A 22,678-nucleotide genomic window follows, 5' to 3' on the forward strand; every position below is an offset into this window, starting at 1 on the left:
GCGGCGTCGGGCGCGGCGTCGGGCGCGGGCCCGGAAGCCTCCGCCGGCGGGGGCGGCGGCCCGCCCTCGCCGCGGCGCGGGGCGGCGGCGAGCAGCGCCCGCGCATAGGCGGCCTTGGGTTGCGCGAAGAGCGCGCGCACCTCGGCGGTCTCGACTTCCGCGCCGTCCTTCATCACCAGCACGCGGTCGGCGATCTCGGCGACGACGCCCATGTCATGGGTGATGAACAGCACGCTCATGCCGGTCTCGGCGCGCAGATCGGCGATCAGGCCGAGGATCTCGCGCTGGGTGGTGACGTCGAGCGCGGTGGTCGGCTCGTCGGCGATGAGCAGCCTTGGGCGGCAGGAGAGCGCCATCGCGATCATCACGCGCTGGCGCAGGCCCCCCGACAGCTCGTGCGGATGCTGCCGCAAGCGCCGCGCGGCGTCGGCGATGCGGACTTTCGCCAGCATGCGCGCGCTTTCCTCCAGCGCGTCGCGGCGGCTGAGGCCGCGATGCAGGCGCAGCGTCTCGGCGAGCTGGTCGCCGATGGCGAGCACCGGGTTGAGCGAGGTCATCGGCTCCTGGAAGATCATCGCGATCTCGGCGCCGCGCACCCGGCGCATCTCGGCCTCGGGGAGCGCCGCGAGGTCGCGCGTCGCCGCGCCGCCGCGCCACAGCACGCGCCCGGCGTCGATCCGCCCGCCCTCGCGCGCGATCAGCCGCAGGACGGCGAGCGCGGTGGCCGACTTGCCCGAGCCCGACTCGCCCACGATCGCCAGCGTCTCGCCGGGGTCGACATGGAAGGAGAGCCCCCGCACCGCCTCGACCGGGCCGAAGCCCACCCGCAGGCCCTCCACCTGCAGCAGCGGCGCGCTCATGCCGCAGCCTCCGGGTCGGTCTCCGGGCGCAGGCCGCGCACTGTGTCGAAGGGCGGCAGCGGCGGGGTCCAGCGGCGCGCGGTCGGGCGCAGCGTCGCCTCGAACGGATCGAGCCCCTCGACGCGCCAGCGCGCGACGCCGTCGCCGAGTTCGAGCAGCCCCATGGCGCCGGCGGCCTCGCCTTCGGTGGTGAAGCTCTCGGTCAGCGATTGCTGGGTGAGATGGGCGATGCCGTCGACGGTCGTTACCGTGTTCCAGTGCACATGGCCCGCGAGGCACAGCACCGGAACCCGCGCCTGCGCCAGCGCCGCCCGGGCGCGCGCCGCCTCGGGATAGGTCGAAGCGGAGGGATTGCGCTCGAAGTAATAGTTGCCCGTCTGGGCGTGACCGGAGACGGGGACATGGCTGACCACCAGCAGCGGTCGGTCCGCCGCCTGCGCGACGCGGCTCAGCCACAGCAGGTCGGGTTCGGGCAGGGCGAAGCCGCGCCGCCCGGCCCCGTTCCCGCGATGGATCTTCGGGTCGGCGCGCCAAAGCGCGATCCGCCAGCCGCCGATGTCGAGCGTTTCGGAGCCGCCTTCGCGCCCGAGCAGCGCGTCGTTCTGCGCCGCGCTCAGATGATCGCGGTCGTGATTGCCGTCGAGATGCGCCCGCGGCGCCGTCACGGCGCGGAACGCGTCGGCGGCCTCGGCGGCGAGGCGGGCGTCGGTCTCGGCGTCCTCGTCGGAGATGCGGTCGCCGAGATCGAGGACGAGGTCGGGCCGGGCGTCGTCGGCGAAGGCCGCAAAGGACTCCATCAGCGCCAGCGCGCGGTCGCCGCGCTTGGTGGCCGAGGGGCGGCCGTGATGGATGTCGGCGACGATGGCGATGCGGACGGACATGGGCGGCGCTCCGGGGCGGGGGGAGCGAGGGCGGCGGCGCCGCCCTCGCCGCAAGGCTCAGTTGCCGGCGAGCGCGATGGCGCCGGCGCGGAAGTCGAGCACATAGGGGATGTGGCCCGGCGCCGGCGCCCATTCGACGTCGGCGCGCATCGCCCAGCTCTCATAGGGCTGGTAGAGCATCAGATAGGCCGGGTCGGCCTCGTGCCATTTCATCAGCTCGGCATAGGCCTCGCGGCGGGCCTCCACCGTCTCGCCGAAGCGGAAGCGGTCCCAGATCGCGGCGTAGTCGGCGTCGGTGTTGAACCGGCCTTCCGATTCCGACGGCCCGTTGGGCGCCCACATCACCCCGAAGCTGCCGAACGGGTCGGCGAAGTACATCGGGTTCGACCAGTTGCGCGCCATCATCTCGGGGTCGTTTCCGGTCCACTTGTCGTCGACGTCGATGCGGCTCTTCACGCCGACTTCCGCCCACATCTGCTGGATCGCCTGCGCGGCGAGCAAACCATTGGTGTAGTAGGTCGCCGAGGTGTCGTAGGTCACTTCGAAGCCGTCATAGCCGGCCTCGGCCAGCAGGCGCTTCGCCTCCTCGGGTTCGTGGCGGAAGGTGACGAGGTCGGGCTGATGCAGCGCGCCGAACTCGGCCATGGTGTGGGTGGGCGGCACGACGGCCTTGCCGAGCCAAAGCGCCTCGTTGAGCGTGTCGCGGTCGATGGCCAGCGTCAGCGCGCGGCGGATGCGGGGGTCGCGCATCTGCGGGTGGTTCACGTTCATGATCATCGCGTGAAACAGCGGCGTGACGGAGCCCGCGGCCTTCAGCGCCGGGTCCGCCTCGATCAGCGCGAGCTGGTCGGGGGCGAGGTTGGTGATCAGGTCCGCCTCGCCGGACTTCAGCGCGGTGATGCGGGAGGCGGTCTCGGAGATGCGGATCACGGTCGCCTTCGCGAGCGGCGCCCGCTCGCCCCAGAAGCCCTCATGGCGCTCCCAGACGACGCGCTCGCCGGGGATGAACTCGGCGACGCGGTAGGGGCCGGTGCCGACGGGGGCGAGCCCGAACGCCTCGTAGTCGGACACCTCGTCGACGTCGGGGTGGCCGGTCAGGCCCATCAGATAGGCTTTCGGCACGATCATCGCCTGCTGCATCGAGAGCAGCGTCTCAAACAGCGGTTCGGGGCGGGCGGTGAACACGCGCACCTTGCCGTCCGCCGTGGCTTCGGCGCGGGTGAAGTTGCCCAGACGGTCGCGCTTGCGGACCATGTAAGGCGGGAAGCTCGGGGAGAACATGCGGTTGAGCGAGAAGGCGACGTCCTCGGCGGTCATCGGGTCGCCGTTGTGGAAGGTCACGCCCTCGCGCAGCGTGAACTCGATCATCTGCGGCGACGCGATCTCCCACGACGTCGCGAGGCCGGGGACGAACGCGCCGCCGACCCGCGCGTGGTCCATGTCGATCAGCGTGTCGAAGCTGTTGTAGTAGAACTGCGAGCCGACATTGGAGTGATCCTTGCCGGGGTCGAGATAGCTCGACACGTTGGCGGCGCCGATCGTGATCTCCTGCGCCGCGGCGGCCCCGGACAGGGCGGTCGCCGCCAGCAGCGCGGCGGCGATGGTGCGTGAGGTCCTCATGGCCTTCTCCTCATGATGTCGCGAGAGGCGCGGATCGGCCCTCGCTCGATGCGTCGTCGGTCTCGACCGTCCCCCGGTCCGGCGGGTCTGGCGCCCGTCTTCAACGTCCCCTGAGCCGCACGTCGGCGCGGTCGCGCAGCGCGTCGCCCACGAGTTGCACCGTCAGCGTGGTCAGGAGGATCAGCAGCGCCGGCGCCGCCACCACCCAGGGCGCGCCCGGCATGTAGTCGCGGCCCTGGCCCACCATCGCGCCCAGCGTCGCGGTCGGCGGGCGCACCCCGAGGCCGAGGAAGGACAGCGTGCTTTCGAGCAGCACGATGTTGGAGAAGGCCAGCGTGAAGGCCACGACCAGCGGCGAGACGAGGTTGGGCAGCAGGTGCCGCGTCGCGATCCGCCAGGACGAGGCGCCGGCGGCGCGCGCGGCCTCGACGAAGGGCGTCTCGCGCAGCTTCAGCGTCTCGCCGCGCACGATGCGGGCGTATTGCTCCCAATAGGCGACGCCGAGCACCGCGATCAGCACATGCAGCTCGCCGCCGAAGATCGCCACCGCCAGCAGCGCGATCAGGGTGAAGGGAACGGCGATCTGGATGTCGACCAGCGCCATCACCGCCGCATCGACCGGGCCGCCTGCGAGGCCCGCGACGAGGCCGAGCGTCCCGCCGATCGCAAGCCCGATCAGCGCGCCGGCGAGCGCGAGGCCGAGCGTCATGCGCAGCGCGTGCAGACAGCGCGAGAGGATGTCGCGGCCGAGCTCGTCGGTGCCGAGCCAGTGGCCGGGCCGCGCGCGCTCGAACCCCGCCGGCGGGCGCAGCCGGCCGAGCAGGTCCTGATGCAGCGGGTCGAACGGCGCGATCAGCGGCGCCAGCGCCGCGGCGAGCGCCAGCGCCCCGAGGATCGCCATCGCCGCGACGGCGAGCGGCGGCAGGGGCGGCGCCGAGAGGCGCGGGGCCGGGGCGAGGGCGGCGTCGGCCATCTCCGCCTCCTCAGCGCTTCGTCAGCCGCACGCGCGGATCGACCGCGGCGTAGGCGATGTCGACGAGGGCGTTGATCGCGACGACCGCGCAGGCCACCGCCATCACGCCGAATTGCAGCACCGGATAGTCCCGCCGCAGCGCCGCGCTCACCAGCAGATCGCCGACGCCGCGCCACGAGAACACGGTCTCGATCACCACATTTCCCGCCGCCGCGAGCCCCGAGACCATCAGCCCCAGAACCGAGAGCACGGTGACCAGCGTGTTGCGCAGCGCGTGCTTGAGGATCACCGTGCGCTCCGGCAGCCCCTTGGCGCGCGCGGTGCGCAGATAATCCTGCCCGAGCACGTCGAGCATCGCGTTGCGGGTGTAGCGGGTGAGGCTCGCCACATAGAAGGCTGACAGCGCCGTCACCGGCATGACGTAGTGCAGCGCGGTCGCGTTTCCGGCGCTGGGCAGCAGCTGGAGCCAGAAGCTGAACACCAGCAGCATCAGCGTCGCCAGCACGAAATTCGGCGTGGCGTAGCCGATGAAGGCGAGCGTCATCACGGCGCCCGAGGCGGCGCTCCCGCGCCGGACGGCGGCGAACACGCCCGCCGGGATCGCGACGGCGAGCGTGACGGCCAGAGCGCCGGCGAGCAGGCTCAGCGAAGGGCCGACGCGCTCGAGAAAGATCGTCGCGACCGGTCGCCGCTCGATCAGCGACAGGCCGAACTCGCCCTCGCTCAGGCCGACCAGAAAGCGCCAGTACTGCGTGCTCATCGGTGCGTCGAGGCCGAAATAGGCGATCATCTCGCGGCGCGACTGGGCGTCCATGCCTTCGGGCGCGATGAAGTCGACCGCCTCGCCGGACATCCTCGTGGCGAAGAAGACGATGGTCGCGATCAGCCACAGCGTCAGCGCCATCTTGAGCAGCGTGCGCGCGAGATAGCCGGCCATCACGCGGCCTCCGTCAGCAGCGGCGCGGTGCCCGACGCAGGGTCGACGCGGATGAAGGCGACGCCCGCCGCCGCCGCCGCGCGACCGTCCGTCGCCGCGTTGTCGCCGACGAACACGCAGGCCTCCGGCGCGGCGTTCGCGCCGGCGATGGCGAGGCGCAGCAGATCGGGCGCGGGCTTGCCGAGCGAACGCGCCCGCGTGCCCGGCCGCGCGGCGCGCACGGCGGCGAGAAGCGCGCCGGTCTCGGGGGCCGGCGCGCCGCCGGGACCGGGATGCGCCTGGTCGGTGTTCGTCGCGATGAGCGCCGCGCCGCGATGCAGCAGCGCCAGCAGCCGCGTCAGCGCCGCGAGGTCGAAGCCCGGATCGCGCGCGAGGATCGCGATGTCGGCGCGCTCGGCGTCGAGCCTCAGCCCGAGCGCTTCGGCGAGGCCGTGCAGCGGGGGCGCGGCGAACAGCGCCACGCGCGCGCCGGGCCGCGCGGCCGCAAGCCGCCGCAGCGTCTGCGCGCCGGCAAGCGCCATCCGCTCCGGCGGAACCGCGACGTCGAGCCGCGCGAGGCGGTCGGCGAGCGTCGCTTCGCTGTCGGAGGAGTTGTTGGAGACGATCCACAACCGCGGACCCGCCGCCGCGGCGAAGGCAGCCGCCCCCGGCAGCGCCGCGCCGCCGCTGACGAGGCAGCCGTCGAGATCGGCGAGAATCGCCGCTGCGCCGGGGAACAGCCGGCCCCGGCCAGCCTCGCCGCCCCGCATCCCGCGCGTCTCGTCTCGCTGTGCCATGCGCCGGACAATGAGGGTGCGCTTTGACACGGCTGTTACATTCGCAAGGTAAGCTTTCGTTCATCAGGATGAAGGATTGGGAATTTCGCCATGGCGCTCACTTCCGCGCGGCTGCGCGCCGTCAACGCCGTCGCATGCGCCGGGGCCTTCGCCGCCGCGGCGCGGCGCCTTGGCGTCAGCCAGCCGGCGGTCGCGCAGAACGTGCGCGACCTCGAACGCGCTTACGGGGTGCGGCTGTTCGACCGGCGCGGCGGGCGGCTCGAGCCGACGCCGCTCTGCGTCGAGCTGTGCGCGCTGACGGAGCGGATCGAGCGGCTGGAGGACGAGGCGGAGCGGATGCTGCGCCGCCAGTCGGCGCTCGACGGCGGCGAGATCCGCATCGGGCTCGGCAATTCGATGCCGGGCATGGCGCTGATCGCCCAGTTCCAGAAGGCCTATCCCTCCATCGAGGCGCAGGTCGAACTCGGCGCGCACGAGCAGATCATCCGCGCCGTGCTGACCCGGCGGGTCGATGTCGGCGTGTTGCCGGACGTGCCGGGCGACGGGCGATTCGCGCGCGAAACGCTGATCGAGCAGGAGGTCGTCGCCATCGCCCATCCCGACCACCCGGTCGCCGCGCGCGCCGACGTCGACTGCGCCGAGCTGGCCCGCCATCGGCTGATCTTCCGCCGCGACGGCTCCTCGACGCAGCGCGTGGTCGACCGCGCCTTCCGCGCCGCCGGCCTCGCGCCGCGGCCGGTGCTGGTGCTCGACACGCGCGACGGGGTCTGCGAGGCGGTGGCGAACGGGCTCGGGGTGGGGTTCATGTGGCGCCACGGCACCGGGCGGACCGACATGATCCGCCACGTTTCCGTGATCGGCATGGCGCGGCGCTACGAGGAGAGCGCCTTCCGTCTGGACGAGCCGCCGCGCCCCGTCGTGCAGGCCTTCCTCGCCGAGATCGCGCGATTCCGCGCCCGCCACACTGAAGCCGCGCGCGGACGGGGCCCCGTCGCGCAACGGTGACGAAATCTTCACGCCGCGCGCGGCGACGCTCGGCTAGCGTTCCGCCAGCCGCGGGCGTCCCGCCGGCCGACCCTCCAGACCAAGGACTCTTCCGTGCAGACTTCCCAAGCGCTTCCGGTGCTCGGCGCATGCATGCCGATTTCGGCGCTGCGCCAGCATCTCGACTGGCTGGCCGCAGACCGGCGCGACCTCGAACTCCAGGACTTCACCGACGCGGCGCTGCTCAACGGCGACTGGCGCGCCCGCGTCGCCGAGGCTAAGGCGCTGCTCGGCGCGTATTCCGGGCGCCTCGGGATCCATGGCCCGTTCTGGGGCTTCACGATCGACAGCCGCGACGTCGACGTGCAGGCGCTCGTCGCCCGCCGCATGGATCAGGCGCTCGACGCGGCGGCCGAACTCGGCGCCGACCAGATCGTGATCCACAGCCCCTACACGACCTGGGACCACAACAATCTCGACATGGGGCTCGGCGGGCGCGAGTCGATGCTCGACTGCGCGCATGCCTGCATCGGCGCGGCCGTGAAGCGCGCCGAGAGCCTCGGAATCGTCTTCGTGCTCGAGAACATCGAGGATCGCGACCCGATGGACCGGCTGCGCCTCGCGCAGTCCTTCTCCAGCCCCGCCGTGAAGCTTTCGATCGACACCGGTCATGCGCATTACGCCCATGTCTCGACCGGCGCGCCGCCGGTGGACTATTTCGTGCGGCTGGCGGGCGAGATGCTGGCGCATGTCCATGTGCAGGACGCCGACGGCTACGCCGACCGCCATTGGGCGCCGGGCATGGGCACGGTGAACTGGCGCGCGGTCTTCGCGGCGCTGCGCGGGATCGGCGCCGACCCGCGCCTCAACCTCGAACTTCGCGAAAAGGCCGACATCGTTCCCGGCGCGAAGACGCTGGAGGGGATGGGGCTGGCGCGCTGACGCCGCGGGCGGCCCGGCCCCGCCTCAGCGCAGGGTCGGGTCGAGCCGGTCGCGCAGCCAGTCGCCGACCAGCGAGACGGCGAGGGTGGTCAGCACGATCACCGTCGCAGGCGCGAGCATGATCCAGGGCGCGCGGGTGATGTAGTCGCGCCCGTAGCCGACCATGTTGCCGAGGCTCGTCATCGGCGGCTGCACCCCGAGCCCGAGGAAGCTGAGCCCCGATTCGAGCAGGATCACCTCCGGAAACACCAGCGTCATCGAGACGATCAGCGTCGAGGCGATGTTGGGCAGGATGTGCGCGAGATAGACCCTGCGCGGCGTCGCGCCGAGCTGGCGGACGGCTGCGGCGTAGCCTTGCGCCGTCGCGGAGATCGCGAGGCCGCGGGAGATGCGGGCGTAGCGCTCCCAGCCGTAGAAACCCATCAGCCCCACGAGGAGCGGCAGCGAATTGCCGAAGAATGCGAGCACGGCGAGGGCGAGGATCAGGAACGGCATCGCGGCCTGGAAGTCGGCCAGCATCAGCACCGCCTGCTCGACCCAGCCGCGGAAATGCGCCGCCAGAAAGCCCATGGTCGTGCCGAGGACGGCGGAGATCGCGGTCGCGCCGAAGGCGATCAGCAGCGAGATGCGGATCGAGACGACGAGGCGCGAGAGCACGTCGCGCCCAAGCTCGTCGGCGCCGAGCGGGTGGGCGGCCACAGTGAAGGGCGGGATCAACCGGTTGCGCAGGTCGAGCGCGGTGTAGGGATAGGGCGCGAGCAGGTCCGCGAGGATCGCGACGACGAGCACGAGGCCGATCCACGCCATCGCGGCGGCGACGAACCACGGGACGCGGCGGCGGGCGGGGGCGTCGAGCGGGGCGGGGGCTGCGATCCCGGCCATGGCTCACTGTCCCGCGCGCGCGCCCGACCGCAGCCGCGGGTCGAGCACGCCATAGAGGAAATCGACGATCAGGTTCGAGGTCACCATCGTCGCCGCGACCAGCAGCAGGATGCATTGCACCACGGCGAGGTCGCGATTGGCGACGGCGACCACGAGCAGGCGCCCGACGCCCGGCCAGGAGAACACGCTCTCCACCACCACCGCGCCGGCGATCAGCGAGCCGACGAGAAAGCCCACGAGCGTCACGGTGGGGATGGCCGCGTTCGGCAGCGCGTGCCCGCGCACCACCCGCGCCCAGGGCAGGCCCTTGGCCGAGGCCGTGCGGATATAGGGCTGGCCGAGCGTCTCGAGCATCGCCGAGCGGGTGAAGCGCGCGAGCGCCGCCGCGCCGCCGAGGCCCAGCGTGAACACCGGCAGGATCGCGTGCATCCAGCTGTCGCGCCCGCCCGAGGGCAGCCAGCCGAGATTGACCGAGAAGACGAGCACGAGGCCGAGCGCCAGCACGAAGGACGGGATCGCGAAGCCCATCACCGCGACCACCATCACGGCGCGGTCGAAGGCGGTGTCCCGGTGGAGCGCCGCCCAGACGCCCGCCGGAACGCCGAGCGCGAGCTTGAGCAGGAGCGCCGGGAGGGTCAGCGCGAGCGTGGCGGGGATGCGCTCGGCCACGAGTTCGATGGCGGGCCTGCCGTCGCGGAACGACACGCCGAGGTCGCCCTGCGCGATCGCCGTGAAGTAGCTGACATATTGCACCCAGATCGGCTGATCGAGCCCCCAGGCGGCGCGGAAGGCGGCGACGGCCTCGGGCGGCGCTTCGGGGCCCATGATCAGCAGGGCCGGATCGCCCGACATCCGCAGCACGACGAAGGCGAACGTGACCACGAGCGCGACGGTCAGCAGCGCGCGGGCGCTGCGGGAGAGGAGATAGCGGAGCATCAGGCGGCGGCCTCGGCGGGGCGCGGGCGGGCGGGGGCTTCGGCGATGAGCCCGCAGGCGGCGCGGCGGCGCGGCGCGATCTCGACCAGCGCCGGAGCCTCGTCGCGGCAGCGCGCGACCGCGACCGGGCAGCGCGGATGGAAGGCGCAGCCCGAGGGCCGCGCGGCGGGGTTCGGCGGGTCGCCCGTCAGGATCACCCGCTGGCGGCTCCGCCTCCCCGGCGCCGGGGCGGCCGAGACGAGGGCCTGCGCATAGGGGTGCTGCGGGTCGCGGAACACGTCCTCGGCCGGCCCCTCCTCGACGATCCGGCCGAGATACATCACCGCGACGCGGCGGCTGATCTGGCGGATCACGCGGAGGTCGTGGCTGATGAACAGCATGGCGAGGCGGCGCTCGGCCTGCAGGTCGATCAGAAGGTTGACCACCTGGGCCTGGATCGAGACGTCGAGCGCCGAGACGGGTTCGTCGCAGACGAGCAGCTCGGGATCGGTCGCGAGCGCACGGGCGATGACGACCCGCTGACGCTGGCCGCCGGAGAGTTCGTGCGGATGGCGCGCGCCCTGCTCGCGCGAGAGCCCGACGGTCGCAAGCGCGCGCTCCGCCGCCTCGGCGCGCTCCGCCGCCGCGCCGATCCCGTGGATCGCGAGCGGCTCGGCGATCTGCGTCGCGACCGGCAGGCGGCGGTCGAGCGCGCCGAGCGGATCCTGGAACACCATCTGCATGCGCCGGCGCAGCGCGCGCCATTCGGGGGCGCGGGCGTCCGGCATCGGCGCGCCGTCGACGGCGACCCGTCCGGCGTCGGGCGCCTCCAGTCCGAGCGCGAGGCGGGCCAGGGTGGACTTGCCCGAACCGCTTTCGCCGACGATGCCGAGCGTCTCGCCGCGGTCGATCGCGAGCGACGCGCCGTCGACGGCATGGACGGTCGTCGGTCGGCCGAACAGCCCCTTGCGCCCGACATAGCGGCGCGAGACCTGATCGAGGGCGAGCAGCGGCGCGGTCATGAGGCCATCGCGTAGGACAGGGTCTCGGCGAGCGCCTCGGCGCGGGCGCAGGCGACGCGGCGATGCGGGCCGACGGCGCGCAGCGGCGGGGGCGCCTCGGCGCAGGGCGCGGCGGCGTGGGCGCAGCGGGGTGCGAAGGCGCAGCCCGACGGCATCGCGCGCGGCGTCGGCACGACGCCGGGGATCGCGACGAGCCGGCGCGGCGCGTCGAGCGCGGGCAGCGCGTCGAGCAGGCCGCGCGCATAGGGGTGGCGCGGCGCGGCGAACAGCGCTGCGGCGGGCGCCTCCTCGACGATGCGGCCCGCATACATGACCGCGACCCGGTCGCAGGTCTCGGCCACGACGCCGAGATCGTGCGAGATCAGAACGAGCGCCATGTTCCGCTCGCGGCGCAGGCGGGTGAGCAGGTCGAGAATCTGGGCCTGGATGGTCACGTCGAGCGCGGTGGTGGGCTCGTCGGCGATCAGCAGGTCGGGCTCGCCGGCGAGCGCCATGGCGATCATCACCCGCTGGTTCTGACCGCCCGACATCTCGTGGGGGTAGCAGGAGAGGCGACCCGCGGGGTCGGGGATGCCGACGAGGTCGAGCAGCCGCTTCGCCTCCGCCTCGATGGCGCGGCCCGACAGGCCGCGATGCAGCGCCAGCGCTTCGGCGAGCTGGCGGCGGATCGCGAGCACCGGGTTCAGCGCCGAGGCGGGGTCCTGGAAGATCATCCCCGCGCGCCCGCCGCGGACGCCTTCGAGACGGTGGATCGGCATGGCGAGCAGGTCTTCGCCGTCGAGGAGCGCGCGCCCCTCGACGGCGGCCTTGGAGGGCAGAAGCCCGAGCGCCGCGAGCCATGTCACCGACTTGCCCGAGCCGCTCTCGCCGACGAGCCCGACCGCCTCGCCGCGATGGATCGTCAGGTCCACGCCGCGCACGGCCGGGGCGCCGTCGAAGGCGACCCGGAGATCCTCGATGACCACCAGCGGCGCCGGCATCACAGCGCGATGGCGCCGGGGCCGAAATCCATCGCGAAGGCGGGCGAAGCCCTCCAACGGATCGACTTCGGCTTGGCGGTGAAGGTCGCGTTCTGGTGCAGCACCGTATAGGCGGGGTCCTCGCGCTCGCAGATCTCGAGCATGCGGGCGAACGCCTTGCGGCGCGCGGCGCGGTCGGTCGAGGTTTCGAGGAACTCCGAGAGCTGGTTCATCTCGGCGTTGGTCCACTCGCCGACCTGCTGCTGCTGGCCGTTCGGGCCGTGCTGGTTGACGATGGACGAGACCGGATCGTTGAACGGGGCCGAATTCGACCAGTCGCGGATGGCGCGATTGTCGCCGCGCTCCATGATCTGGGTCCAGTTCTCCTTGCTTTCGATCTGGACGTTGAGGCCGACGGCCTTCCACATCTCGACGAGGATCTGCGCCGTCGCGACCTGATTGGTGTAGTAGTTGTTGAGCAGGCGATAGGGGATCGGGTCGCCCTTGTAGCCGGCCTCCTTGAGCAGCGACATGGCGATTGCGGGGTCGTAGGCGGGCACGGTCCAGTCGGCGATGAACATGTCGTCGTAATAGGGCCACTGGAGCCCGGCGGGGATCACGGTGCGGCCCGCCCACAGGCTGTCGACGATGGCCTGACGGTCGATGGAGTGGGTCAGCGCACGGCGCACCAGCGGGTTGGCGAGCTGCGCGTGGTTCTTGTCGAACACGGTCAGGCGGTGGTTGAGGATCGTGCCGCCCTGCACTTCGAAGGCCGGGTTCGACTCGATCTCGGCGATCAGGTCGGGGGGGATGTCGCAGGCGAACTGGTACTCGCCCGACAGCAGCCCGTTGATGCGGCTCGCGACTTCCGGAACTTCGAGGAAGCGGATCTGCTTGAGCGGCGGGCGGCCGCCCCAGTATTCGTCATGCGCGACGAGGGTCAGCGACGTGTCGGGCGTGAACTCGGCGACCATGTAGGGGCCGGTCGCGACCGGCTTGCGCGCCCAGTCGAGATAGCTCGCCGAGTCCTCCCAGCCGCGGCGGGACATGATGTCGGAGCCGTAGCGCGAGATGCGGCCTTCGAGCGTCACGTCCGGCGTCGCGTTGACGAAGCGCACGGTGTATCTGTCGACCGCTTCGACGCGGGCGAGGTCGGGCCAGGCGCGGCGGGCGACGGCGGGCACTTCGGGCGGCAGCTCCTTGCCGGGGCGCGGCTGGGGGATCTGCTCGAAGGCCTGGATGGTGGTGCGGTTCTTCGGCTCGGTCGCGCCGAACATGCGCTCGCGCGAGAAGGTGAACACCACGTCCTCGGCGGTCATCTCGTCGCCGTTGTGGAACTTGACGCCCTGCCGCAGCGACACCTCGACCGTGGCGTCGTCGATGCGCTTCCATTCGGTCGCCAGCATCGGGATGCGCTCGAGCTGGCCGCGCAGGTTGCGCCCGATCAGCGGCTCCCAGATGTGGCCGAAGAACACGCGCTCGCCGACGTTGGACTGCTCGCGCAGCACGTCGAGCACGTTCGAGTTCACGATCTTCTGGACGGCGATGGTGATCGAGGGGCGGTCTTCGGACTGGCCGATGGCGAAGCGCGGAAGCGCGAACGCGGCGGCGGCGGCCCCGCCGAGCCGAAGGGTGGAGCGGCGTGAGATCGCGGGCATGGTCATCTCCAGAGTTGCGCCAAGTTCAGCCGCGAGGATTTCGCGCCATCGCAACGCCCGCGTGACGGCGGCGCCGCGCCAACGTGACGATCGCGGCGCTTCGCGCCGCGGCGTTTGATCGAACGAAGGCAAAGCTTGGCCCGCCGCGAACGCATCGCGGAGATTTTGCGAGAGGCGTCGGGCGATCCCACATCGGGGCGCCGCTGCGGCGGAAAATTCCGATCTTCGCGCAGTTCGACGTTCGGGCTGCGCATGCGCGCGGCGCGGGTTGTCACGAAAACTACGTATCACTGTGAACGAAATGGTTAATTCGGTCTTTACCTGTCTCGCTCCGAAGCGCGAGGCCGGACTCGGTCGTCGCGCCCGCATGCAGGAGCGCGAATCCATGGCGAACGATCTGACGGTCAACTTTTCCGACCGGTTCTCGACGACGGGCGGCGAGGCCGCTGCGGAAGTGGTGGCCTATGACGGCTTCCGCTATTTCGCGACCAACGGAGCGGCGGACAGGATCGACATATTCCGCGCCGGAACCGGGCTTGTCGGCGCGCTCGACCTCGGGGACCTGCCGGGCTACGCCGGCGTCACCTCGGTCGCCGCGAAGAACGGCCTTGTGGCGGTCGCCATCGACGGCGGCGACGTCGCGGGCGTGCCCCAGCGCGGCCATGTCGCCCTGTTCGACGCCGCCACCCTGTCGCTGATCAATTACGTCACGGTCGGCTTTCTGCCCGACAGCCTGATCTTCTCGGCGGACGGCTCCGAAATCTACGTCGCCAACGAGGGCGAGCCGCGCCCGAACGGCGACGCGCCGGGCTCGGTCAGCATCGTGACCTTCCCCGAGGGCTTCGACCGGCTGGCGCAGGTGATCGACGTCGACTTCGCCGCCTTCGACGGCCAGGAGGACGCGCTGCGCGCCCAGGGCGTGCGGATTTTCCCCGGCGTCGCCGCCTCGCGCGATCTCGAGCCCGAATATCTCGCCATCGACCCCGCCGACGGCGCCATCCTTGTCACGCTGCAGGAGGCCAACACGGTGGCGCGCATCGACCGCGCGACGCTCGAGGTCAGCCTGCTTCCGCAGGGGACGTCGAACCACGCCGAACTCGGGAACGGGATCGACGCCTCCGACCGCGACGGCGAAATCCGCATCGCCAACTGGCCGGTGCAGGGGCTGCGCATGGCCGACGCGATCGCGACGTTCGTCGTCGACGGCCAGACCTACTACGCCACGGCGAACGAAGGCGATTCGCGCGATTTCGACGAATCGCGCGTGAAGGACCTCGACCTCGACCCGCTCGCATTTCCGCTGGCCGGTCCGCTGCAGGAGGACGGCAATCTGGGCCGCCTGCAGGTCTCCAACATCGACGGCGACGTGGACGGCGACGGCGATTTCGACCAGCTCTTCTCGTTCGGCTCGCGCTCCTTCACGATCTACGACGCGGCCGGAAAAGTCGTTTTCGACAGCGGCGACGATTTCGAGCAGATCATCGCTTCGATCGCGCCCGAGCGCTTCAACACGGACGAGCCGGGCGACCCCGACGAAATCGAGAATCGCTCCGACGCCAAGGGCCCCGAGCCGGAGGCGATCGCCGTCGGCGAAGTGGACGGCCGCATGATCGCGGTGATCGGCCTCGAGCGCGACAGCGGGCTGATGATCTACGACGTCACCGATCCGGCGAACGCGACCTTCGTCACCTATATCGACGGTTTCGCGGCGGGCGACGTCTCGCCGGAAGTCGTCGCGTTCATCCCCGGCGAGACGAGCCCCAGCGGCTTCGCCCAGATCGCGGTGGCCTACGAGGTTTCCGGGACCACCGCGGTTTACGACCTCACCTTCACCGGCGAGCCGGTCGGCGAGGGCGAGCCCGGCGGCGGCGGCGGCGAACCCGGCTACGATCTGCGCATCACCGAAATCTGGCCGGGCAACGAGCCGGGCGACAACCTGACCGCCGACTGGTTCGAGATCACGAATTACGGGACCGAGGCATGGATCAGCGGCGCCGACCCGATCCTCTACTACGATGACGACTCCAAGGATCCGGCAGTCGCCGACCCGATCGAAGGGATCGCCGAGATCGCCCCGGGCCAATCGGTCATCGTCATGGTCGACGCCGAAGATGCGGTCGCCGAGTTCGTCGACGTCTGGGGCTCGGTCGTCGATCTCGACGATGTGGCGATCGGCTGGGCCGACGGCGCGGGCCTCGGACAGGGCGGCGACGGCGTGGCGCTGTTCGTGGGCGGGCCGAGCGCGGCGACGCTGGCGGATTTCCAGGAGTTTCCCGACGCCGAATCGGATGGCGGCAAGAGCTGGAACGTCCTCGCCGGGGCCTTCAGCGATGTCGGCGACGAGTTCGGCTCGGTCGCGACGGACGTCGTGAACGACGCCGATCAGCCGGCGGTGGGCTCGCCCGGCTTCGCCATCGAGGCGGAGGTTCCGGCGCGCTTCACCCTGGAACTGCTGCACATCGCCGATCAGGAGGCCTCGACGCAGGCGGTGTTCGACGCGCCCCGCGCCTCCGCGGTGTTGAACGCGCTCGAAGCGCAGGATCTCGGCGGCGACGGCCTGCCCGACAACACGCTGCGCTTGTCCTCGGGCGACGCGATTCTGCCGGGCCTGTTCTTCCAGGCCTCGGCGGCGGTGTTCGGTCAGGCCGGCGTCGCCGACATGCTGATCCAGAACGCCCTCGGCCTGCAGGCCATCGCCTTCGGCAACCATGAGTTCGACTTCGGCTCGGGCTTCATCGCCGACCTCATCGACGGGACCTTCGACCTCGACGGCGATCCGGCCACCGAGGAGACGCCAGTCGCCTACGACGTCGCCGGCGTCCCGGCCTATGCGGGGACGAACTTCCCCTACCTGTCCGCCAATCTCGACTTCTCCACCGAGGCGAGCCTTGCGCCGCTGGAGATCGCCGGCGGTCAGGCGCCGCAGGGCAGGGCCGTCACCTCCTCGACCGTGCTCGAGACCGGCGGCGAGCTGATCGGCGTGGTCGGCGCCACCACGCCCACCATCGGCTTCATCTCGAGCCCGGGCGACCTGCTCGTGCTGCCCGAGGAGTTCGACGGCGCGCCGACGCCCGAGCAGATCGACGCGCTGGCGGCGCTGATCCAGGCGGAGGTCGACGCGTTGCTCGCGGCGAACCCGGACATGAACAAGGTGATCCTGCTCGCCCACATGCAGCAGATCGCCATCGAGCAGGAACTGGCGAAGCGCCTGACCGACGTCGACATCATCGTCGCCGGCGGCTCGAACACGCGCCTGCTCGACGAGACCGACCGGCTGCGCGACGGCGATGCGAAGCAGGGCGACTACCCGATCGTCGTGGAGAACGCCGGCGGGACCGACACGCTCGTCGTCAACACCGACGGCTCCTACAAATATGTCGGGCGTCTGGTCATCGACTTCGACGCCGACGGCAATGTGCTCGCCGACAGCTACGACCCCGAGGTGTCGGGCGCCTACGCCACCGACGCGCAGGGCGTGGCCGATCTCGGCGCCGAAGGGCTGATCGACCCGGTGGTGCAGGCAGTGGTCGACGCCATCGGAGCCGAGATCGCCTCGAAGGAAAGCAACGTCTTCGGCGTGAGCGACGTCTACCTCGCCGGCCTGCGCCCCGAGATCCGCCAGCAGGAAACCAATCTGGGCAACCTGACCGCCGACGCCAATCTCGCCGCGGCGAAGCAGGTCGACCCGACGGTGACGGTCTCGATCAAGAACGGCGGCGGCATCCGCGACGACATCGGGCAGGTGATCGTGCCGCCCGGCGGCACGGAGGCCGTGCGCACGCCGAACGAGGAAATCCGCGACGCCGACGGAAACGTCGTCAAACCCGCGGGCGGCATCTCCGAGAACGACGTCGTCAACGCGCTGCGCTTCAACAACGAACTCTCATTGCTGACGCTGACCACGGAGCAGCTGCGCGCCGTGCTCGAATACGGCGTCGCGGCGTCGACCTACGACGCCGATGGCGGGGTCGACCAGCAAGGCCGCTTCCCGCAGGTGGCGGGCGTCGAGTTCAGTTTCGACCCCGATCTGCCGGCGGAAGCGCGCATCCTCAACGCCCGCATCGTCGGCGAGTCCGGCGAGACGGCGCTCGAGATCGTCCGCGACGGCGCGACGGTCGACAATGGCGACGCGACGATCCGCGTCGTCACGCTGAATTTCCTCGCCGCCGGCGGCGACGGCTATCCGTTCCCGCAGGACGAAGCCGCGAACCGGGTCGACCTCGTCGCCGAGGGCGTGCGGACCGGCGCTGCGACCTTCGCCGACGATTTCTCGGAGCAGGACGCGCTGGCCGAATACCTCGCGGCGAACTTCCTGACGACGCCGTTCGCGGTCGAGGACACGCCGCTCGCCGAAGATACGCGCATCCAGAACCTGAACTTCCGCGAGGACGGGGTGTTCGAAGACGACGGCGAAGACGGCGGCTTCCTTCTGCAGCTCTTCCACGTCTCCGATCAGGAGGCCAACACGGCGTCGGTGAAGTTCGCGCCGAACCTCTCCGCGGTCTATTCCAAGCTCGCGATGGAGGATCTCGACGGCGACGGCGTCGCAGGCTTCCCGGACACGCTGTTCCTCTCGTCGGGCGACGCGTGGCTGCCGGGCCTGTTCTACGACGCCTCCGAGGCGATCTGGGGCCTGCCCGGCGCGGCGGACATCCTGATCCAGAACGAGCTGGGCATACAGGCGATCTCCTTCGGCAACCATGAATTCGACAAGGGTACGCAGGCGATTGCGGGGCTTCTCGCAGGGATCCCGCCTGCGGCGGGCTTCGAACCCTTCGACGGCGCGAATTTCCCCTATCTCGCGGGCAATCTCGACCTCTCCGCCGACGCCGCGCTCGCGCCGCTCGTCGTCGAGGACGGTCAGGACGCGACCGATATCGGCGGCGAGATCGCGGGGTCGACCATCGTCGAGACCGCGAGCGGCGCGCGCATCGGCGTGGTGTCGGCGGTGACGCCGACATTGCGCGAGATCTCCAGCCCCGGCGCCGGCGTGAGCGTGCTGCCCTACGACGTCTCGGGTTCGCCGACCGAGGCCGATCTCGACGCGCTCGCGGCCGAAATCCAGTCCGACGTCGACGCGCTGCTCGCCGCCAACCCCGATCTCGACAAGGTGATCCTGCTCGCGCACATGCAGGTGCTGGAGATCGAACTCGCGCTGGCCGAGCGGCTGTCGCACATCGACGTGATCGTCGCCGGCGGCTCGAACCGCCGGCTTTTCGACGCCGACGATCAGGGCTTCGACGGCGAGGCCGGGCAGGGCGAGTACCCGCAGTTCCGCACCGACGCCGACGGAAACCCGGTCGCCATCGTCAACACCGACCGTTCCTACAAGTATCTGGGCCGGCTGGTGATCGAATTCGACGAGAACGGCTTCATCGTCCCGGAGAGCTACGATGCGACCGTCTCGGGCGCTTTCGCTACCGACGACGCGGGCGTGGCGCGGATCGGGGCCGAGGGGCTGGCGGATCCCGAGATCGAGGCCATAGCGGCGAAGGTCGCCGCCGAGATCGCCGCGGGCGAGTCGCGTTTCTTCGGCGTGACCGAGGTGTTCCTCAACGGCGAGCGCCAGGGCGGCGGCCTCGACGGCGTGCGCACCCAGGAGACCAATCTGGGCAACCTGACCGCCGACGCCAATCTGTGGTACGCCAACGAACTCGAAGGCGGCGGCGTTCTGGTCTCGATCAAGAACGGCGGCGGCATCCGCGCCAGCATCGGCACCATCGAGGTGCCCGGCGGCGGCGGCGCGCCGCTGCGCCTGCCGCCGCAGGCGGTGTTCGACGTCGACGGCGCGCTGGTCAAGCCCGAGGGCGGCGTCAGCCAGAACGACATCGGCAACGCGCTGGCCTTCAACAACGGCATCTCGGTGCTGAGCCTGACCACGGCCGAACTCGCCGCGGTGCTCGAGCACATCGTCGGCGCGTACGAGGCGCTCGAGGTCGACAGCGGGATGGGGCAGGTCGGCGGCGTGAAGTTCAGCTTCGACCCGAGTCTCCCGCCGGGCGGCCGCGTGCTCAACGCCGGCGTGTTCGACGCCGACGGCGCGCTCGTCGCCCGGATCGTCGAGAATGGCGAGCTGGTCGACAACGGCGCCCAGACTTTCCGCACCGTGACGATCAACTTCCTCGCCAATGGCGGCAGCGGCTATCCGTTCGACGCCCTGTCGAACCCCGAGCGGATCGACTATTTCGTCGATCTCGACGGCGACGGGATCGTCGACCCGATCGACCCGACGACCAACCCGGCCACCGGCGCGGCCACCTTCGCGCAGGACGGCAGCGAGCAGGACGCGCTCGCCGAATACCTCCTCGCCGAATTCGGCGCCGACCCGACCGAGGCGGATTTCCGCGCCTTCGACGAGGCCGACACGACGCCCGAATTCGACGCGCGCATCCAGAACCTCGATTTCCGCGAGGATGCGGTGTTCGAGGGCGTCGGCTCGACCCAGGAGATCGTGCTCAACGAAGTGCTCGGAAGCACGACCGGGACCGACAGCGAGTATGTCGAGCTCTTCGGCGCGCCCGGGGCGTCGCTCGCCGGGCTCAGCGTGATCGTGGTCGAGAGCGATCCGGAGCCGTCGAACGGCGAGATCGACTTCCGTTTCGACTTCGCGGCGAATGCCACGCTCGGCGACAACGGCTTCTTCCTGCTTGCGAACGATCTGGCGGAGGCGACCTACGGCGTCGTCGCGAACGCGACGATCCCCCGCGACTCGATCGAGAACAGCGCCTACACCATCGCTCTGGTCGAGACGGCGAGCCTCGTCGGCGCCGCCGTCACGGGCGCCGAGACCGTGCTCGACGCCGTCGCGGTCGACGACGGCGACGGGGCCTTCTTCTTCGACGCGCCGGTGCTCGGCCCCGACGGCAGGTTCCTGCCCGCCGGCGTCGGCCGGATCGAGGACGGCGTCGACACCGACGCGGCCGACGACTGGGAGATCCTCAGCTTCGACAACGCCTCGCCGCCGAACACCCCGACGGCGGGGACCTTCGAGGGTTCCGGCGGCGGCGGCGGTCCCCGTTTCGCGCTCATTTCCGAGGTCCAGGGCGACGGCGACGAGAGCCCGCTCGTCGGACAGGTCGTCACCATCGAGGCGGTCGTGGTCGGCGACTTTCAGAACGGCGACGCGGATGAGAGCCGCAATCTGGGCGGCTTCTACGTCCAGGAGGAGGATGCGGACGCCGACGGCTCGGCTGCGACGTCGGAAGGCCTGTTCGTGTTCGAGGGCGGCTTCGCAGGGCCCGACGTCGCGCTCGGCGACGTGGTGCGCGTTACCGGGACCGTCTCTGAGTTCTTCGGCGAGACGCAGCTCGCTGGGATCACCGCGATCGAGGTCGTGTCGTCGGGCGCGCCGGCGCCGACGGCGGCGGCGATCTCCCTGCCCGCGGCGTCGACCACGCTCAGCCAGGACGGCGACGTCCAGCCCGATCTGGAGGCCTATGAGGGCATGCGCGTGACCTTCGCGGACGCGCTGACCATCGCCGAGCAGTTTCAGCTCGACCGCTTCAACGAGATCAAGCTGGTGGCGGGCGAGCGCCCGCGACAGTTCACCCAGACCGACGCGCCGGATGTCGCGGGTTTCGCCGCGCATCTTCAGGAGGTCGGCGCGCGCACGATCACCTATGACGACGGGCTGAGCGTGCAGAACGCCGCGATCTCCAACCTCGACGGCTTCGGCCCCGTCTACGACACCGCCTCGGCGCCCCGCATGGGCGACGTCATCGAGGACCTGTCGGGCGTGCTCTCCTACCAGTGGGCCGGCAATTCGGCCTCGGGGGCGACCTGGCGGGTGCGCTCGACGGCGGATGGCGAGAACGTGGTGACGCCGGCGAACCCGCGCCCCGCGCTCCCGGATGTCGGCGGGTCGCTGAAGGTCGCGAGCTTCAACGTGCTCAACTTCTTCACGACCATCGACGGCGCGGGCCTCACCGGTCCGAAGGCCGATCAGGACCCCCGCGGCGCGGACAGCGTCGAGGAGTTCGACCGTCAGCTCGACAAGCTCGTCACCGCGATCCTCGGGCTCGACGCCGACCTGTTGGGTCTGATCGAACTGGAGAACGACCCCGCCGGCGACGCTTCGCTTTCCGCGCTGGTCGGCGCGCTCAACGCCGAACTCGGCGTCGAGACCTACGAATTCGTCGATACGGGCGTGGTCGGCGGCGACGCGATCAAGGTGGGCTTCATCTACAGGCCCGGCGCCTTGGTCCCGACCGGCGGCTTCGCGGTGCTGGACTCGAGCGTCGATCCGCGCTTCGACAGCGCCAACCAGCGCCCGACGCTGGCCCAGACCTTCGAGAGGGTGGCCGATGGCGAGGCGTTCACCGCCACCATCAGCCACTTCAAGTCGAAGGGCTCCTCCGCCGGCAACCCCGGCGACGAGGATGCGGGCGACGGGCAGGGCCTCAGCAACGGCACGCGCACCCGGGCCGCCGAGGCGCTGGTCGACTGGCTCGCGACCGACCCGACCGGCTCGGGCGACCCGGATGTCCTGATCCTCGGCGATCTCAACGCCTATGCGAAGGAAGACCCGATCGCGGCGATCCTCAAAGGGGCCGACGACGTGGCGGGCACTGAGGACGACTTCGTCAACCTCGTCGTCGAGTTCGAAGGCGAAGACGCCTACGGCTATGTGTTCGACGGCCAGACCGGCACGCTCGACTACGCGCTTGCGAGCGCAAGCCTCGCGGCTCAGGTCGTGGGCGCGGCCGAGTGGCGGATCAACGCCGACGAGGCCGACGCGCTCGACTACAACCTCGACTTCGGCCGCGATCCGGCGATCTTCGACGGCGGAGTTCCGTTCCGGTCGTCGGATCACGACCCTGTGCTGGTCGGCCTCGAACTGGGCGGCGGCGTGGGCGAGACGCTCACGGTCATCGCCTCGGGGACGGGCGATGCGAGCAGGAGCCCGATGTTCGAGGTGTTCGCCGACGGCGTCTCCCTCGGCGTGCAGACCATCGCCGAGGTCCAGACCTGGCGGGAGCGCCGCGCGGACGGACCCATCTGGGAGAGCTTCGTCTTCGATCTCGACGAAGCGCCCGCGGAGAGCGTCGAGATCGTCTACTTCAACGATCGCGGGAGGCAGCGCGGCGCCGAGGACGTAAACCTCTTCGTCGACGCCATCGAGATCGGCGACCGCCGGTTCGAATCGGAGATCGACGGCTTCTTCGAGAGGGCGTGGTCCGTCGGGGCCGAATTCAAGAACGGGCCGCGCGAGGCGCTGTACTGGAACGGGACGTTGAGTTTCGAAGACCTGATGCTCGTCTCCTGAGGCC

General features: G+C 70.9%; 14 protein-coding genes. 3 read left to right on the forward strand and 11 right to left on the reverse strand.

The window, feature by feature from the left end:
• From V7Q31_RS07755 to V7Q31_RS07780, 6 genes are all read right to left on the reverse strand, one after another.
• Window positions 1-860: ABC transporter ATP-binding protein (locus V7Q31_RS07755; protein WP_333833123.1), on the reverse strand; the 860-nt coding region annotated here is incomplete at its 3' end.
• Window positions 857-1,741: a metallophosphoesterase family protein gene (locus tag V7Q31_RS07760; protein ID WP_333833124.1), complete on the reverse strand. Its 885-nt coding sequence runs from the start codon at window positions 1,739-1,741 to the stop codon at window positions 857-859. The genes V7Q31_RS07755 and V7Q31_RS07760, both read right to left, overlap by 4 nt.
• Before the next feature lie 57 nt (window positions 1,742-1,798).
• The gene (locus V7Q31_RS07765; protein ID WP_333833125.1) at window positions 1,799-3,361 is read right to left on the reverse strand and encodes an ABC transporter substrate-binding protein; all 1,563 of its coding nucleotides are present in this window, start codon (window positions 3,359-3,361) and stop codon (window positions 1,799-1,801) included.
• Between the two features lie 100 nt (window positions 3,362-3,461).
• Window positions 3,462-4,334, reverse strand: coding sequence for an ABC transporter permease (locus tag V7Q31_RS07770; protein WP_333833126.1), 873 nt, complete (start codon window positions 4,332-4,334; stop codon window positions 3,462-3,464).
• Window positions 4,335-4,344: 10 nt separating this feature from the next.
• Entirely contained in the window at window positions 4,345-5,271 is a 927-nt protein-coding gene (locus V7Q31_RS07775) for an ABC transporter permease (protein ID WP_333833127.1), read from the reverse strand.
• Window positions 5,271-6,020, reverse strand: a complete 750-nt coding sequence (locus tag V7Q31_RS07780; protein ID WP_333833128.1) for an HAD family hydrolase — start codon at window positions 6,018-6,020, stop codon at window positions 5,271-5,273. Before V7Q31_RS07780 ends, V7Q31_RS07775 begins: the two co-directional genes overlap by 1 nt.
• Before the next feature lie 117 nt (window positions 6,021-6,137).
• Here V7Q31_RS07780 and V7Q31_RS07785 point away from each other — a divergent pair, with 117 nt between their 5' ends.
• Window positions 6,138-7,052 carry a LysR substrate-binding domain-containing protein gene (locus tag V7Q31_RS07785; protein WP_333833129.1) on the forward strand — a complete coding sequence of 305 codons (915 nt, stop codon included), beginning with the start codon at window positions 6,138-6,140 and terminating at the stop codon, window positions 7,050-7,052.
• Window positions 7,053-7,145: 93 nt separating this feature from the next.
• Complete coding sequence (locus V7Q31_RS07790; protein ID WP_333833130.1) at window positions 7,146-7,973, forward strand: sugar phosphate isomerase/epimerase family protein; 828 nt, start codon at window positions 7,146-7,148, stop codon at window positions 7,971-7,973.
• 24 nt (window positions 7,974-7,997) lie between these two features.
• On the opposite strand, the gene V7Q31_RS07795 is transcribed toward V7Q31_RS07790, so the two are convergent.
• The 5 genes from V7Q31_RS07795 to V7Q31_RS07815 are packed head-to-tail and all read right to left on the reverse strand — an operon-like array spanning window position 7,998 to window position 13,409.
• Window positions 7,998-8,855: an ABC transporter permease gene (locus V7Q31_RS07795; RefSeq protein WP_333833131.1), complete on the reverse strand. Its 858-nt coding sequence runs from the start codon at window positions 8,853-8,855 to the stop codon at window positions 7,998-8,000.
• A 3-nt stretch (window positions 8,856-8,858) separates the two neighbouring features.
• Window positions 8,859-9,791, reverse strand: a complete 933-nt coding sequence (locus V7Q31_RS07800; protein WP_333833132.1) for an ABC transporter permease — start codon at window positions 9,789-9,791, stop codon at window positions 8,859-8,861.
• Window positions 9,791-10,792: an ABC transporter ATP-binding protein gene (locus tag V7Q31_RS07805; RefSeq protein ID WP_333833133.1), complete on the reverse strand. Its 1,002-nt coding sequence runs from the start codon at window positions 10,790-10,792 to the stop codon at window positions 9,791-9,793. Before V7Q31_RS07805 ends, V7Q31_RS07800 begins: the two co-directional genes overlap by 1 nt.
• Window positions 10,789-11,772 carry an ABC transporter ATP-binding protein gene (locus V7Q31_RS07810; RefSeq protein WP_333833134.1) on the reverse strand — a complete coding sequence of 328 codons (984 nt, stop codon included), beginning with the start codon at window positions 11,770-11,772 and terminating at the stop codon, window positions 10,789-10,791. The genes V7Q31_RS07805 and V7Q31_RS07810 overlap by 4 nt, the downstream gene beginning before the upstream one ends.
• Window positions 11,772-13,409, reverse strand: a complete 1,638-nt coding sequence (locus V7Q31_RS07815; RefSeq protein WP_333833135.1) for an ABC transporter substrate-binding protein — start codon at window positions 13,407-13,409, stop codon at window positions 11,772-11,774. Before V7Q31_RS07815 ends, V7Q31_RS07810 begins: the two co-directional genes overlap by 1 nt.
• Before the next feature lie 385 nt (window positions 13,410-13,794).
• On the opposite strand from V7Q31_RS07815, the gene V7Q31_RS07820 reads away from it, so the two are divergent.
• The gene (locus V7Q31_RS07820; protein ID WP_333833136.1) at window positions 13,795-22,674 is read left to right on the forward strand and encodes an ExeM/NucH family extracellular endonuclease; all 8,880 of its coding nucleotides are present in this window, start codon (window positions 13,795-13,797) and stop codon (window positions 22,672-22,674) included.
• Window positions 22,675-22,678: the final 4 nt, after the last annotated feature.

Source organism: Rubrimonas sp., assembly GCF_036788415.1.
Lineage (GTDB): Bacteria > Pseudomonadota > Alphaproteobacteria > Rhodobacterales > Rhodobacteraceae > Rubrimonas.

What these genes read in the sequence shown, in the direction of transcription:
- V7Q31_RS07760 (WP_333833124.1), bottom strand. Translation starts at nt 1,741, where the DNA reads ATGTCCGTCCGCATCGCCATCGTCGCCGACATCCATCACGGCCGCCCC.
- V7Q31_RS07765 (WP_333833125.1), bottom strand. Translation starts at nt 3,361, where the DNA reads ATGAGGACCTCACGCACCATCGCCGCCGCGCTGCTGGCGGCGACCGCC.
- V7Q31_RS07770 (WP_333833126.1), bottom strand. Translation starts at nt 4,334, where the DNA reads ATGGCCGACGCCGCCCTCGCCCCGGCCCCGCGCCTCTCGGCGCCGCCC.
- V7Q31_RS07775 (WP_333833127.1), bottom strand. Translation starts at nt 5,271, where the DNA reads ATGGCCGGCTATCTCGCGCGCACGCTGCTCAAGATGGCGCTGACGCTG.
- V7Q31_RS07780 (WP_333833128.1), bottom strand. Translation starts at nt 6,020, where the DNA reads ATGCGGGGCGGCGAGGCTGGCCGGGGCCGGCTGTTCCCCGGCGCAGCG.
- V7Q31_RS07785 (WP_333833129.1), top strand. Translation starts at nt 6,138, where the DNA reads ATGGCGCTCACTTCCGCGCGGCTGCGCGCCGTCAACGCCGTCGCATGC.
- V7Q31_RS07795 (WP_333833131.1), bottom strand. Translation starts at nt 8,855, where the DNA reads ATGGCCGGGATCGCAGCCCCCGCCCCGCTCGACGCCCCCGCCCGCCGC.
- V7Q31_RS07800 (WP_333833132.1), bottom strand. Translation starts at nt 9,791, where the DNA reads ATGCTCCGCTATCTCCTCTCCCGCAGCGCCCGCGCGCTGCTGACCGTC.
- V7Q31_RS07805 (WP_333833133.1), bottom strand. Translation starts at nt 10,792, where the DNA reads ATGACCGCGCCGCTGCTCGCCCTCGATCAGGTCTCGCGCCGCTATGTC.
- V7Q31_RS07810 (WP_333833134.1), bottom strand. Translation starts at nt 11,772, where the DNA reads ATGCCGGCGCCGCTGGTGGTCATCGAGGATCTCCGGGTCGCCTTCGAC.
- V7Q31_RS07815 (WP_333833135.1), bottom strand. Translation starts at nt 13,409, where the DNA reads ATGCCCGCGATCTCACGCCGCTCCACCCTTCGGCTCGGCGGGGCCGCC.
- V7Q31_RS07820 (WP_333833136.1), top strand. Translation starts at nt 13,795, where the DNA reads ATGGCGAACGATCTGACGGTCAACTTTTCCGACCGGTTCTCGACGACG.